Genomic DNA, 14,527 nt, shown 5'->3' on the forward strand with positions numbered 1-14,527 from the left:
CAATCCATCAGTGGAGGAAAATTCTTGAGTTTAAGAGAGTTAAACCAAATATTTTTGTCAGAAAAAGGAGCGCGTTTTGAAAAATACAACAAAGGGAATGATTCTAGACGGTTTCAACTAGCATTTTCAAAATAAAAATGGTAGAATAGAGGAGTATGAGGTGCAACCTCAAAAAATATTAGGAGGCTATCGAAATGCCATTAGTTTCAGCAGAAAAATTTGTCCAAGCAGCGCGTGACAACGGTTATGCAGTTGGTGGATTTAACACAAACAACCTTGAGTGGACTCAAGCTATCTTGCGTGCAGCAGAAGCAAAACAAGCTCCAGTTCTTATCCAAACTTCTATGGGTGCAGCTAAGTACATGGGTGGTTACAAAGTAGCTCGTAACTTGATTGCGAACTTGATTGAATCAATGAACATTACTGTTCCAGTTGCTATTCACCTTGACCACGGTCACTACGAAGATGCTCTTGAATGTATCGAAGTTGGTTATACTTCTATTATGTTTGATGGTTCACACCTTCCAGTAGAAGAAAACCTTGCAAAAGCTAAAGAAGTTGTAGAATTGGCACACGCTAAAGGTATCTCAGTTGAAGCTGAAGTAGGTACTATCGGTGGTGAAGAAGATGGTATCATTGGTAGCGGTGAATTGGCTCCAATCGAAGATGCAGTAGCAATGGTTGCAACTGGTATTGACTTCTTGGCAGCAGGTATCGGTAACATCCACGGCCCATACCCAGCAAACTGGGAAGGTCTTGATCTTGACCACTTGCGTAAATTGACTGAAGCTGTACCTGGTTTCCCAATCGTATTGCACGGTGGTTCTGGTATTCCAGATGAGCAAATTCAAGCAGCAATCAAATTGGGCGTTGCTAAAGTTAACGTTAATACTGAGTGCCAAATCGCATTCGCAAACGCAACTCGTAAATTTGCAGCAGCTTATGAAGCGAACGAAGCAGAATACGATAAGAAAAAACTCTTTGACCCACGTAAATTCTTGGCAGACGGCGTGAAAGCTATCCAAGCGTCTGTTGAAGAACGTATTGACGTATTCGGTTCAGCGAACAAAGCGTAAAATTTCTGCGAAGAAATCTATGATTTCGAGCAATCGAAGCGTAATAGAACTCAAAAAGTTTATGATAAGGATTTTCGAATGAAAGTCCTTATTTTTTTACAGTAAGCAATCATATTAAAAACTTTTAATGTGAAATTGAGTATGTGTTCGTGTCACCCAATCTCTAAAATTCGAATGCGGAACAGAGTACCACTAGTATCTGAAAGAATTTGAATCTAATTTATTATTTTCTATTAATTAGTTACAGAAAAAATTTTAAAATTTAATCAGGATGTGAATAATAGTAAGTTGCTATTTTCATTTCCATCGTTTTCCTTTACAAGTAATTAGAGATATGTTAGAATGATAGGAGTTAATAATGAGAAAGGGGGTTGGCGTCAGTCAACCCTTTCCCTATACACTGATTTCTACCTGTAAATAGAAGGTGTTGTGTGTATGGGGTGTGGTAAACAAGGAATATGGTTATCCAATGGTAGAGATGATTATTTGGAAACCTATTTCTACCTACTGCAGAAATAGGAGGTGTTTATGTCATCAATTATTGATTTGGTCACAGCAGCAATTAACCCCGCAATTCAAGCTCCATATGAGTTGGTAGATGTGGAATATGGTAAGATGGGCGGTGACTACGTTTTATCCATTTTTGTCGATAAAGAGGGAGGGATTTCTCTTCAAGATACGGCAGATTTGTCAGAAGTCATTAGCCCAATTTTGGATACGATTAAGCCAGACCCATTTCCGGAGCAGTATATGTTGGAAGTAACAAGTCCAGGTTTGGAACGTCCTTTAAAAACGGCAGATGCTGTTGAAAAGGCAGTTGGAAAGTACATCCATGTCAAGCTCTATCAGGCAATTGATAAAATCAAGGTTTTCGAAGGGACGTTGCTTTCTTTTGATGGAACAGACCTGATTATGGAATATATGGATAAAACCCGCAAGAAGGTAGTGACGATTCCTTACCAGACGGTGGCTAAGGCCCGTTTGGCTGTCAAATTGTAATAGGTTGCGATACTCGATCGTATTAGAGTATGTTAATAGATTTTAGACTTTAAGAAAGGACCTTTTGAGCGCAAAAGGAAAACAACATGAGTAAAGAAATGCTAGAAGCCTTCCGTATTTTAGAGGAAGACATGGGTATTAACAAAGCGGACATCATTGATGCTGTAACAGAATCGCTTCGTTCAGCTTATAAACGACGTTATGGTCAATCAGAATCAGCAGTGATTGAATTTGACGAGAAAAAAGGCGATTTCCATGTATTTACTGTTCGTGAAGTAGTAGATGAAGTTTTTGATAGCCGACTAGAAATTAGTCTAAAAGATGCCTTGGCTATTTCATCAGCTTATGAAATGGGTGACAAAATTAAATTCCAAGAAGACCCAGCAGAATTTGGACGTGTAGCTGCTCAATCAGCTAAACAGACCATCATGGAAAAGATGCGCAAACAAAAGCGTGCCATTACCTTCAATACCTACAAGCAGCATGAAAATGAAATCATGTCAGGTACGGTAGAGCGTTTCGATAATCGCTTTATCTATGTCAACCTTGGTACAATTGAAGCTCAGTTATCAAAACAGGATCAAATTCCTGGTGAGGTTTTCCAATCTCATGATCGCATCGAAGTCTATGTCTACAAGGTAGAGGACAATGGTCGTGGTGTTAACGTATTTGTCAGCCGTAGCCATCCAGAAATGATCAAACGTCTCATGGAACAGGAAATTCCAGAAGTATACGATGGAACAGTTGAAATCATGAGTGTTGCCCGTGAAGCTGGAGACCGTACGAAAGTGGCTGTTCGTAGCCATAATCCAAACGTAGATGCTATTGGTACTATCGTTGGTCGTGGTGGTTCAAATATTAAGAAAATCACTAGCAAATTCCATCCAGCTCGTTATGATGCTAAGAATGACCGTATGATTCCTACTGAGGAAAATATTGACGTTATCGAGTGGGTAGCTGACGAAGCGGAATTTATCTACAATGCCTTAGCACCTGCTGAAGTTGACCAAGTGTTGTTTGACACGGAAGATGGTAAACATGCGACAGTCGTTGTACCAGATGATAAGTTATCATTAGCAATTGGTCGTCGTGGTCAAAACGTTCGTTTGGCAGCGCATTTGACAGGATTCCGTATCGACATCAAGTCAGCATCAGAATACGAAGCATTTGAAGCTGAGCAATATGCGACGGACGAAGTTGTAGAAGAAGTCGCAGAAGATCAAGAATAAGGCAAAAGGAGCAACCATGGCAAAAGCTAGAAAAATACCCTTGCGCAAGTCTGTGGTGTCCGGTGAAATCATCGACAAACGGGATTTGCTCCGTATTGTAAAAAATAAAGAAGGCCAAGTATTTATCGATCCAACTGGCAAGGCAAATGGGCGTGGAGCCTATATTAAGCTCGATAATGAGGAAGCAATTCAGGCAAAAAAACGTCATGTTTTCGATCGTTCCTTTAGTATGGAAGTAGCAGAGGAGTTTTATGATGAGTTGATTGCCTATGTTGATCATAAGGTCAAGAGGAGAGAACTTGGACTCGAATAAGAGACAGAAAATCTTAAATTTATTGGGATTGGCGCAGCGTGCTGGTCGTCTCACCTCTGGTGAGGACTTGGTTGTTGAAGCTATCCAAAAAGGGCAGGCAAAGTTGGTGTTTTTAGCCAACGATGCAGCTGGAAATTTAAGCAAAAAAGTAACAGATAAAAGTCATACCTATCAAGTAGAAGTTGTAACAGTGTTTTCAACACTGGAATTGAGTGCAGCTGTCGGCAAGGCTAGAAAAGTCATTGCAGTGACAGACGCTGGATTTACAAAGAAGATGAGGTCTATTATGGAATAGAACAGGAGGACAAGGCATTGTCTAAGAAGAGATTGAATGAAATTGCCCGAGAAATAGGTGTCAGCAGCAAGGAAGTTGTTGCTAAGGCTCAAGAATTGGGATTTGATGTAAAAAGCCACGCTTCTAGTGTGGATGATGCAAGTGCAAAACGTCTGGCGGAAAGTTTTGGAGCGAAGCAACCAGTTCAAGCTAATTCTGTAGAAGCAGTTACTCGAGTTGCGGAAGCACCAAAAGTAGAAAAAGTCGCTACTTCAGAGCCAGTATCAAAAGAAGTGCCTAAAACAACAGGTACACAAACTACTGCGCACCGACCACAGAGTCGTAACTTTAAAGCTGAGCGTGAAGCACGTGCCAAAGAACAGGCAGCTAAACGAGCTCAAGGCCAACAAGGAAAAGCTGGTCAACAAGCTAAGAATGGTCAGGAACGTCGTGATAACCGTCAACAGGGTCAAGGACGGCCAAATAATGATCGAAATGAACGAAATGATCGCCGCGAACCACGTCGCGACAAGCGAACAGAAGATCGCAAGGAAAACCGTTTTGCTGACCGACGTGAAGGACGAGATAACCGTCGTCAGGACAACCGGTCCGGTCAACAGAATGGGTTCGGCCGTAAAGAAGAAGTCAAAAAGGTTGAGACACCTAAGATTGATTTCAAAGCCCGTGCAGCTGCTCTAAAAGCAGAGCAGAATGCAGAATATGCTCGTACAAGTGAAGAACGATTCCGTCAGGCTCAAGAAGCTAAGAAGCAACCTAAGAAGCCAAAAGAAATTAAGTTCGAAGAGCCGGTTGTAGAAAGCAAACCATTTGTGAAACCTACACCAGTTGCAACAGTACCAGAGCAAGTGGCAGAAACTACTGTAGATACCCGTCGTAAGAAACAAGCTCGACCAGATAAAAAACGTGACTTTATTGGTGACGAAGAAGATGGTCCTAGAAAACAACAAAGAAATCGAAATAGTCAAAATCAAGTGAGAAATCAAAGAACAAGTAACTGGAATAACAACAAGAAAAATAAAAAAGGCAAGACAAATCAGTCTGTTAAGCCTGTCACAGAACGCAAGTTCCATGAATTGCCAACAGAGTTTGAATATACAGCTGGCATGACCGTTGCTGAGATTGCTAAACGAATCAAACGTGAGCCTGCTGAAATCGTGAAAAAACTCTTCCTAATGGGCGTAATGGCAACTCAGAACCAATCTCTTGATGGAGATACTATCGAGCTCCTCATGGTTGATTATGGTATTGAAGCGAAAGAAAAGGTTGAGGTCGATAACGCAGATATCGAGCGTTTCTTCGTAGAAGAAGGCTATCTTAATGAGGATGCAATGACAGAACGTCCACCGGTTGTGACCATTATGGGACACGTTGACCACGGTAAAACAACCTTGTTGGATACCCTACGTAATTCTCGTGTGGCTACAGGGGAAGCTGGTGGTATCACACAGCATATCGGTGCCTACCAAATTGAGGAAGCTGGTAAGAAAATCACCTTCTTAGATACTCCAGGACACGCGGCCTTTACTTCTATGCGTGCGCGTGGTGCATCTGTTACAGACTTGACTATTCTAGTCGTTGCTGCAGATGATGGTGTTATGCCACAAACGATTGAAGCAATCAATCACTCAAAAGCTGCGAATGTTCCAATTATTGTTGCCATCAACAAGATTGATAAACCAGGTGCTAATCCTGAGCGTGTGATTGGTGAATTGGCAGAACATGGAGTTATCTCAACTGCATGGGGTGGAGAATCTGAATTTGTAGAAATATCAGCTAAGTTTAACCAAAACATTGATGAATTGTTGGAAACTGTTCTTTTGGTTGCTGAAATTCAAGAACTGAAGGCAGACCCAACTGTTCGTGCGATTGGTACAGTTATCGAAGCGCATTTGGATAAAGGGAAAGGTGCGGTTGCAACCCTCCTCGTTCAACAAGGGACACTTAATGTTCAAGACCCAATCGTTGTCGGAAATACCTTCGGTCGTGTTCGTGCCATGACCAATGACCTTGGACGTCGCGTGAAGGTTGCTGGTCCATCTACACCTGTCTCTATCACAGGGTTGAATGAAGCACCGATGGCTGGTGATCATTTTGCTGTCTATGAAGATGAGAAATCTGCTCGTGCAGCTGGTGAAGAACGTGCAAAACGTGCCCTTCTCAAACAACGTCAAGCAACACAACGTGTTAGTCTTGAAAACCTCTTTGATACACTTAAAGCAGGTGAAGTTAAGTCTGTTAATGTCATCATTAAAGCTGACGTACAGGGTTCTGTAGAAGCACTCGCATCATCACTTCAAAAAATTGAAGTAGAAGGTGTCAAAGTGAATATCGTCCATTCAGCAGTTGGTGCCATTAATGAATCAGATGTCACTTTGGCTGCGGCATCCAATGCATTAATTATTGGTTTCAACGTTCGTCCAACCGCAGAAGCGCGCAGTCAAGCCGAAACTGACGATGTTGAAGTACGCCTTCATAGCATTATCTACAAGGTCATCGAAGAGATGGAAGATGCGATGAAAGGGATGCTTGATCCTGAATACGAAGAAAAAATCATTGGTGAAGCGATCGTACGTGAAACCTTTAAGGTATCTAAAGTTGGAACAATCGGTGGTTTCATGGTCGTTCGTGGTAAAGTTACCCGTGATTCTAGTGTTCGTGTTATTCGTGATGGAGTTGTTGTATTCGACGGTCAATTAGCAAGCTTGAAGCGTTATAAAGATGATGTGAAAGAAGTTGGTAATGCTCAAGAAGGTGGATTGATGATAGAAAATTACAATGACTTGAAAGTTGATGATACGATTGAAGCCTATATTATGGAAGAAATCAAAAAATAAGATCATTGAAGAACAGTTCATGATTTATTCATCTTGATTTTTTAAGACTGAGCTTCTGCCTAGCCTCGTCTTACTTGGATTATTCAAGCTGAGGCAACTCAGCTTTTCTATCCTGTTAGAAAGGAAAAGAATATGGCAAATCATTTTCGTACAGACCGTGTTGGGATGGAAATCAAGCGTGAAGTCAATGAGATTTTACAAAAGAAAGTCCGTGACCCCCGTGTGCAAGGTGTAACCATCACTGATGTTCAGATGGTTGGTGATTTATCAATGGCCAAAGTGTACTACACAATCATGAGTGACTTGGCTTCCGACAATCAAAAAGCACAAACTGGTTTGGAAAAAGCAACAGGAACAATTAAAAGGGAACTTGGTCGTAAGTTGACACTTTATAAGATTCCTGATTTGGTCTTTGAAAAAGATCAATCAATAGAGTATGGTAACAAAATTGATCAAATGCTCCGTGCTCTCGAACAGAAAGATTAAGAAAGTCGAATGGAAACATTCGGCTTTTTCTGGGTACGACGAGCATGTTGTACATCTGAGGTGAAAGTTCTCCAAGGGCCCCTGCTAACGGTAAACCCAATAGCGACTCCCAAGCTAGACTATCGCGAGGTAGCGGATAAAAAACGGTTTGAAGAGAGACTATTTTACATGCGTACGGTGTGTGAGAAAAAAGGTGAGCGTTTACAAGCTTTTCTAAAGATGGTATACTAATATAAAAGAGATTGCGTAGGAGGAAGTTATGAAAAAGTTTATTAGTCGTATAATGTTGGTATCCACGGTTGTGTTATTAGCAGCATGTCAATCCATTCAGACCAAGGAGGATGAAACTTCCAATACTAGTTCATCGAGCCAAGTTACAACTAGTTCGGACCAACAATCTACCTCAGAGTCTTCCTCAGAGACTACATCTAGTTCAGACTCACAAACCGAAGCATCTTCTACAAATACTCAGACGATACCGACTGTGTACCAGTCCGTTATCGATCGTTACCAAGCCAATCTAGGTCAGGTCTCTGAAGCGATTAATCAGGACGAGGTTAGTAGTTATCTAAGTTTACTGACGAGTCAAGGCCAAGAATACAGCGGAGCATTTTATAGCCTATACGATATTGATCAAAATGGGACAGAGGAATTGCTCATAGCCTTGAATAAATCTGGTGACTATATCCTCATTGATCTTTACACGCAGCTATCTGGGGAGAATTTTCGTTTAGTAGATAATTTCCGAAATATTGGTTTTGAAATTGGCCCGGATGCCATTCTTCGTCCCTTACAGGATGGAACCTATTTATTTGAAGGGGGTGGAGTATACCGGATTTATCAGTACAATGCAATGATTCCAGGATTGAAACGGATTTCTGAATCGGATACTAATCCTGAAACATCCCCTTTACTTGATTTATCAAGTTTGAATTGGGTAAAATTATAGTGTAAAATAAGAATGAATTAAAGCTGGAGGTTCCGGCTTTTTTTATTTAAGTAGTACTTTAAGTTTTCTTTTGGTAATCTTTAATCTTTCTTTTAGGTAGGGAAGGTAAACTAAGAGCATATCAGGAAGGTATCCAAAAACCTCCTAAGAAAGAAAAGGAATCTATTTATGAAAACAAATTTTAAAAAACTACTTTATTCGGGTGTCACGTTGATGAGTATCGGTATCTTGGTGGCATGTTCATCAACTTCTAGTTCAATGACAACATCAAGTTCTGCAGCTACAAGTCAATCAAGTGCAGCAACTACTTCCAGCAATAGCACATCGTCTGACTCAAGTTCATCATCTTCTATTGACTGGTCAGCCCTTCCTACTACAGAAGTAACACTTTCAAATGACGGATTGAAAATTACGGAAGGTGGAACCTATATTCTAACAGATTCAACAACTGCAGGTGTAACGGTTGAAACAGATGCCAATGTTCGAATTATTTTAGCAGGTGCCGAGATTTCAAGCTCAGATACTGCCGCAATTAATGTTATTAGTGCAGATAATGTTGAATTAGAACTTCAAGATGGAACGACAAACACTGTGAAAGATACGAGCAATCACACTGATACAAATATTGAAGGTGCCATTCATGTTGAGGCAGATTTAACCATTACGGGGAATGGTAGCCTGACAGTAGAAGGAAACTTCCAAGATGGTATTGTATCAACTGATGATCTAGTTATTGACGCAGGAAATATCACTGTTACAGCAGTAGATGATGGCATCCGTGGTAAAGATTCAATGACTATCAATGGTGGAACTATCACTGTAACAGCAGGTGGAGATGGTATCAAGTCAACCAATGATACAGATACAACTAAAGGCTACACAACAATTACAGGTGGTGAAATTACTGTAAAAGCAGGAGATGATAGTATCAAAGCAGAAACAGCCTTGACAATTGACGGTGGCACAATTTCTGTACCAGAATCAGTAGAAGCCTTGGAAGGAACCAATATCACAATCAATGGTGGTACCATCGATGTCTACGGATCGGATGATGCAATCAATGCGGCAAGTACAGCGTCATCAGATATCTTTATCAAGGTAACTGGTGGTGACTTGACAGTCGCTGTAGGTAGTGGGGATACGGATGCCTTTGATGCTAATGGAGATATCTATATCTCCGGAGGTGCAATTGATATAACAGCTCCAACTTCAGCCTTTGACTTCGATGGAACTGCTGAATTGACAGGTGGTACAGTAACGGTTAACGGGGAACAAATTACAGAAATCACTGCGTCTGGCCCAGGTGCTGGTGGCCACGGTGGCTGGTAATTGATCGTCAAATTATAATAAAAAGGTCTGAGTTGACGAACTCAGGCCTTTCGTTTTGTTTCCATATTTGGAAGATTGATTTTATATTTAATGACCAATAATCGAATGATTAAAGAAATGGCAAAAATAGTGATGAAGGTTGGAATTTGTGGTAATCTCCAATCCACAACACAGAGATGATATAAGATACCAGAAAAGAGTGCTAACACAGCATAGACATCTTCCTTTAGGACAATCGGTGTCTCATTGACTAATAAATCACGAGCAATTCCGCCACCAACTCCTGTTAGTGCTGCTAAAATACCACTCGTTACGGCATTTAGTTGAAGTTCAACTCCTGTACTTGCTCCAATAAGGGCAAAAATGGATAAACCGATGGCATCGAAGACCAAATTAGTTTGGGATAGAAAATGAATCATCTTTTTATCAAGTGGTTTGTCCTGCCTTAGATTGATGACAATCAAGTACATCGCAATAGCCACAACAAGAGATAAGTAGATAGCAGTCGGGTCGGTTAAGGCAGTCGGAATCCTATTTGCCATTGTATCACGAATGATGCCACCACCAACAGCAGTAATGATGCTGAGGAGACTAATTCCAAAAATATCTAACTTTTTCTTGAAACCTTTTACTGCACCCGATACAGCAAAGGCAATTGTGCCAATATAGTTGCACATCATAAGAAACAAATCGAATTCCATAAGCACCTCCTTTTCTATATTAACAGAAAGGAAAATGACTGACAAGACTCTTTTTGAGTTTGTGAAAAAAGTTTCAAACGAGACAGTTTGTCATTTGTTGAAATTTGTGAAAAAACGCACGAAATAAAGGTTTTTCACAAAAATTTCTGCAAAAAGAAAACGGTTCAATTATTTGCCATTTGTGAAATATTGGTCTATCATAATACAGAAAGAGAAAAACCTTTGGAGGAAATTATGGTATCTATCTCAAAAGAACAACACTTGGATATGTTCTTGAAAATGCAACAGATTCGTGATGTTGATATGAAATTAAATAAATTGGTGCGTCGTGGCTTTGTACAAGGAATGACCCACTTCTCAGTTGGTGAAGAAGCAGCTGCTGTTGGACCAATCGTTGGTTTGACTGATCAAGATATTATCTTTTCACATCACCGTGGTCATGGTCATGTTATTGCAAAAGGTATTGACATCAACGGTATGATGGCTGAACTTGCTGGTAAGGCAACTGGTACATCCAAAGGCCGTGGTGGCTCCATGCACTTGGCCAATGTTGAAAAAGGAAACTTTGGTTCAAACGGTATCGTCGGTGGTGGCTATGCCCTTGCAGTAGGAGCGGCTCTCACACAACAATACCTTGGGACAGATAATATCGTTATCGCCTTCTCAGGTGACTCAGCAACAAACGAAGGCTCATTCCATGAGTCAATGAACCTGGCGGCTGTCTGGAATTTACCAGTTATATTCTTTATTACAAATAACCGATATGGTATCTCAACAGACATTTCTTATTCAACAAAAATTCCTCACCTCTACCAACGTGCGGCAGCATACGGTATTCCAGGTCACTATGTTGAAGATGGTAATGACGTCATTGCTGTTTATGAAAAAATGCAAGAAGTGATTGAGTATGTTCGTGCAGGAAATGGCCCAGCGATGGTGGAGGTTGAATCGTATCGCTGGTTTGGACATTCGACAGCTGATGCCGGAGCCTACCGTACAAAAGAAGAAGTTGCAGCTTGGAAAGCAAAGGATCCACTTAAGAAATACCGTACATATTTGACCGAAAACAAGATTGCAACAGATGAAGAATTAGATGCAATTGAAACACAAGTTGCTGAACAAGTTGAGGCTGCTGTGAAATTTGCACAAGAAAGTCCAGATCCAGATATTTCAATCGCATACGAAGACGTGTTTGTAGACTAGGGTGTGAAGACGTTAAAGAGGCACAGAAAAATTAGGGAGTCAGCTAGCGATGCGGACATCGCTAATGGCTCGTCTATTTTTCCAAGCCTCTAGTCTGAACCCAACTATAAACGTAAGAAGTTTGACTAAGCTCTTTAGAGTATAGTCAAACTAGGCAGGTATGATGATTGATTACATTGTGGTAATTGATTGATTTTCGTTAGTACAGTAAAAGTAAATTGATATAAGTAGGAGAAATTGTAAAAATGGCTGAAACAAAAGTAATGGCCTTGCGTGAAGCGATTAACTTGGCTCAGAGCGAAGAAATGCGTAAGGATGAAAAAGTATTCTTGATGGGGGAAGACGTCGGTATCTACGGCGGTGACTTCGGTACATCTGTTGGTATGTTGGACGAATTCGGTCCAAAACGTGTTCGCGATACGCCTATTTCTGAGGCAGCAATCGCTGGTTCTGCGGTTGGTGCGGCTCAAACAGGTCTTCGTCCAATCGTTGACTTGACTTTCATGGACTTCATCACAATTGCCCTTGATGCGATAGTTAACCAAGCGGCTAAAACCAACTATATGTTTGGCGGTGGTTTGAAAACGCCTGTAACCTTCCGTGTGGCATCTGGTTCAGGTATCGGTTCAGCGGCACAGCACTCACAATCTCTTGAAGCTTGGTTGACTCACATTCCAGGTATCAAAGTTGTTGCACCTGGTACAGCTAACGATGCAAAAGGTCTTTTGAAATCATCTATTCTTGACAACAACCCAGTTATCTTCTTGGAACCAAAAGCTCTTTACGGTAAAAAAGAAGAAGTGAACTTGGATCCTGATTTCTACATTCCACTTGGTAAAGGTGAAATCAAACGTGAAGGTACTGATGTAACTATCGTTTCATACGGTCGTATGTTGGAACGTGTTTTGAAAGCAGCTGAAGAAGTGGCTGCAGATGGCATCAGCGTAGAAGTGGTAGACCCACGTACCCTTATCCCATTAGATAAAGAATTAATCATCGAATCTGTGAAGAAAACTGGTAAGGTTATCTTGGTCAACGATGCTTACAAAACAGGTGGTTTCATCGGTGAAATCGCATCAATCATCACAGAAAGCGAAGCATTTGACTACTTGGATGCACCAATCATCCGTATCGCTTCAGACGATGTACCAGTTCCTTACGCAAACATTCTTGAAAATGCAGTATTGCCAAACGTAGAGAAAATCAAAGCGGCAATTTATAAGCAAGTAAACAAGGGCTAAAGACAAAATGGAAGGACGGGCAACCGTCCTAACCCTGTTTGAAGGAATGTATGAAAAGAATTGACCTGGTTCAATGAATATCATTGGAGTCGGTTCTTAGATAACGTAAGAAATTGAAAGAAAGGAATTGAACCCGTTCGGAAAACTTGAAAATGAATGAATCGATTGAAAATCAATATTATCTACGATTTCCTATATTCAATTGTTTTCTGTTCGGACTTGGTATCTAAAAAATGGCAGTAGAAATTATTATGCCTAAACTCGGTGTGGACATGCAAGAAGGTGAAATCATCGAGTGGAAAAAACAAGAGGGTGATTTCGTCAATGAAGGTGATGTTCTCTTGGAAATGATGTCTGACAAGACCAGCATGGAGTTGGAAGCAGAAGAGTCAGGTGTCTTATTAAAAATTGTTCATGGAAATGGGGCAACAGTTCCCGTTACTGAAGTGATTGCCTACCTAGGCGCAGAAGGTGAAACAGTAGAAGCTGGAAGTGCACCTGTTGTTGAGCAGGCTGCAGCGATTGAAGAAGTGCCAGCGGGCCGTGCACCAGTGATTGTGGCACCTAGTGTTGCAGCGAAACCACAAGGTGGTGGTAAAGTGCGCGCAACTCCAGCGGCCCGTAAGTTGGCTGGAGAATTGGGCATTGATTTGGGTCTTGTTCCAGGAACTGGTGCAAATGGCCGTGTTCACAAGGTTGACGTAGAAGACTTCAAGGGTGCAGCTCCTAAGGCGACACCGCTCGCAGCCCGTATTGCAGCTGACCATGGTGTTGATTTGTCAACAATCACAGGAACGGGTGTCAATGGTAAAATTGTTAAGGAAGATGTACTTGCTGTTCTTGCTCCTGTAGAAGCAGAAGTTGTGGCTCCAGCTCATAAAGCGGAAGAGAAACCAGCTAAAGAATTGCCAGAAGGCGTTGAAATCATTAAGATGAGCCCAATGCGTAAGGCGATTTCAAAAGGTATGGTCAACTCTTATTTGACTGCTCCAACCTTTACGCTTAATTACGATATCGACATGACCAACCTCATGGCGCTTCGTAAGCAAGTCCTTGAGCCAATTATGAACAAGACTGGTCTGAAAGTGACCTTTACAGACTTGATTGGTCTTGCGGTTGTTCGTACTTTGATGAAAGAAGAACACCGTTACATGAATGCATCTTTGATTAACGATGCTCAAGAAATCGAATTACACAAGTTTGTCAACCTTGGTATCGCAGTAGGTCTAGATGATGGCTTGGTGGTGCCAGTTGTTCACGGCGCAGATAAGATGAGCTTGTCTGAATTTGTTGTGGCATCAAAAGATGTTATCAAGAAAGCTCAATCTGGTAAGTTGAAGGGGGCTGAAATGTCAGGGTCTACCTTCTCTATCACCAACTTGGGTATGTTTGGTACCAAAACCTTTAACCCAATTATCAATCAACCAAACTCAGCAATCCTTGGTGTAGCAGCAACTGTTCAAACTCCAGTAGTTATTGATGGTGAAATCAAAATCCGTCCAATTATGGCACTTTGCTTGACCATTGACCACCGTATCATTGATGGTATGAATGGTGCTAAGTTCATGGTTGACTTGAAGAACTTGCTGGAAAACCCATTGGAATTGTTGATTTAAGATAAGATGCAAAAGGCGTTAAGAAAACCGTATGAAAATAGGAAATCAACGATGTGTCTTGAGGCACGAGGCGATTTATCTTTTTCAATAGGTTTTTAGCCTGTGATCAATTTGGTAAAGAGAAAAAAATAAAGAAAGGATGTAGAACGAGTTCGTGACATTTGAACACGAACTAAATGCTTCGGAATTTAGATAGTCCGCCTTGGATGTAAGCATCCTGCGTTGGACTCCTAAAATTCTGTCGCATTTGACGTTC

12 protein-coding genes and 2 pseudogenes are annotated in these 14,527 nt (G+C 41.1%); 13 read left to right on the top strand and 1 reads right to left on the bottom strand.

Features of this window, described 5'->3' with window-relative positions; translation table 11 throughout:
- Positions 1 to 194 precede the first annotated feature (194 nt).
- The 10 genes and pseudogenes from K6V43_RS07345 (at position 195) to K6V43_RS07385 (ending at position 9,510) form a co-directional block, all read left to right on the top strand.
- Entirely contained in the window at positions 195 to 1,076 is an 882-nt protein-coding gene (locus K6V43_RS07345) for a class II fructose-bisphosphate aldolase (protein ID WP_024396627.1), read from the top strand.
- Positions 1,077 to 1,604: 528 nt separating this feature from the next.
- On the top strand, positions 1,605 to 2,075 hold the full coding sequence (rimP, locus tag K6V43_RS07350) for a ribosome maturation factor RimP (protein ID WP_172006369.1): 471 nt from the start codon (positions 1,605 to 1,607) through the stop codon (positions 2,073 to 2,075).
- Positions 2,076 to 2,161: 86 nt separating this feature from the next.
- Complete coding sequence (gene nusA, locus K6V43_RS07355) at positions 2,162 to 3,304, top strand: transcription termination factor NusA (RefSeq protein WP_024396620.1); 1,143 nt, start codon at positions 2,162 to 2,164, stop codon at positions 3,302 to 3,304.
- Positions 3,305 to 3,320: 16 nt separating this feature from the next.
- Positions 3,321 to 3,617, top strand: a complete 297-nt coding sequence (gene rnpM / locus K6V43_RS07360; protein ID WP_024396619.1) for an RNase P modulator RnpM — start codon at positions 3,321 to 3,323, stop codon at positions 3,615 to 3,617.
- On the top strand, positions 3,574 to 3,912 hold the full coding sequence (locus K6V43_RS07365; protein WP_050572965.1) for a YlxQ-related RNA-binding protein: 339 nt from the start codon (positions 3,574 to 3,576) through the stop codon (positions 3,910 to 3,912). Before rnpM ends, K6V43_RS07365 begins: the two co-directional genes overlap by 44 nt.
- A 17-nt stretch (positions 3,913 to 3,929) precedes the next feature.
- Positions 3,930 to 4,662: pseudogene (locus tag K6V43_RS11700) on the top strand (translation initiation factor IF-2 N-terminal domain-containing protein); the annotation flags it as partial.
- A gap of 104 nt (positions 4,663 to 4,766) precedes the next feature.
- Positions 4,767 to 6,746 (top strand): annotated as a pseudogene (gene infB, locus K6V43_RS07370) (translation initiation factor IF-2); the annotation flags it as partial.
- A 132-nt stretch (positions 6,747 to 6,878) separates the two neighbouring features.
- Positions 6,879 to 7,232, top strand: a complete 354-nt coding sequence (gene rbfA, locus K6V43_RS07375; RefSeq protein WP_024391503.1) for a 30S ribosome-binding factor RbfA — start codon at positions 6,879 to 6,881, stop codon at positions 7,230 to 7,232.
- A 259-nt stretch (positions 7,233 to 7,491) separates the two neighbouring features.
- The gene (locus tag K6V43_RS07380; RefSeq protein WP_222382476.1) at positions 7,492 to 8,181 is read left to right on the top strand and encodes a colicin lysis protein; all 690 of its coding nucleotides are present in this window, start codon (positions 7,492 to 7,494) and stop codon (positions 8,179 to 8,181) included.
- A gap of 168 nt (positions 8,182 to 8,349) precedes the next feature.
- On the top strand, positions 8,350 to 9,510 hold the full coding sequence (locus K6V43_RS07385) for a carbohydrate-binding domain-containing protein (RefSeq protein WP_222382478.1): 1,161 nt from the start codon (positions 8,350 to 8,352) through the stop codon (positions 9,508 to 9,510).
- A 41-nt stretch (positions 9,511 to 9,551) separates the two neighbouring features.
- On the opposite strand, the gene K6V43_RS07390 is transcribed toward K6V43_RS07385, so the two are convergent.
- Complete coding sequence (locus tag K6V43_RS07390) at positions 9,552 to 10,211, bottom strand: trimeric intracellular cation channel family protein (protein ID WP_172019465.1); 660 nt, start codon at positions 10,209 to 10,211, stop codon at positions 9,552 to 9,554.
- A 234-nt stretch (positions 10,212 to 10,445) separates the two neighbouring features.
- Here K6V43_RS07390 and K6V43_RS07395 point away from each other — a divergent pair, with 234 nt between their 5' ends.
- The 3 genes from K6V43_RS07395 (at position 10,446) to K6V43_RS07405 (ending at position 14,271) form a co-directional block, all read left to right on the top strand.
- A complete protein-coding gene (locus K6V43_RS07395) occupies positions 10,446 to 11,414 on the top strand; it encodes a thiamine pyrophosphate-dependent dehydrogenase E1 component subunit alpha (protein WP_024391508.1) in 969 nt (322 codons plus the stop codon).
- A 245-nt stretch (positions 11,415 to 11,659) separates the two neighbouring features.
- Positions 11,660 to 12,655, top strand: a complete 996-nt coding sequence (locus tag K6V43_RS07400) for an alpha-ketoacid dehydrogenase subunit beta (RefSeq protein ID WP_172019466.1) — start codon at positions 11,660 to 11,662, stop codon at positions 12,653 to 12,655.
- 233 nt (positions 12,656 to 12,888) lie between these two features.
- Complete coding sequence (locus tag K6V43_RS07405; RefSeq protein WP_222382480.1) at positions 12,889 to 14,271, top strand: dihydrolipoamide acetyltransferase; 1,383 nt, start codon at positions 12,889 to 12,891, stop codon at positions 14,269 to 14,271.
- Positions 14,272 to 14,527: the final 256 nt, after the last annotated feature.

The organism is Streptococcus suis (assembly GCF_019794615.1).
Taxonomy (GTDB): Bacteria; Bacillota; Bacilli; order Lactobacillales; family Streptococcaceae; genus Streptococcus; species Streptococcus suis_AI.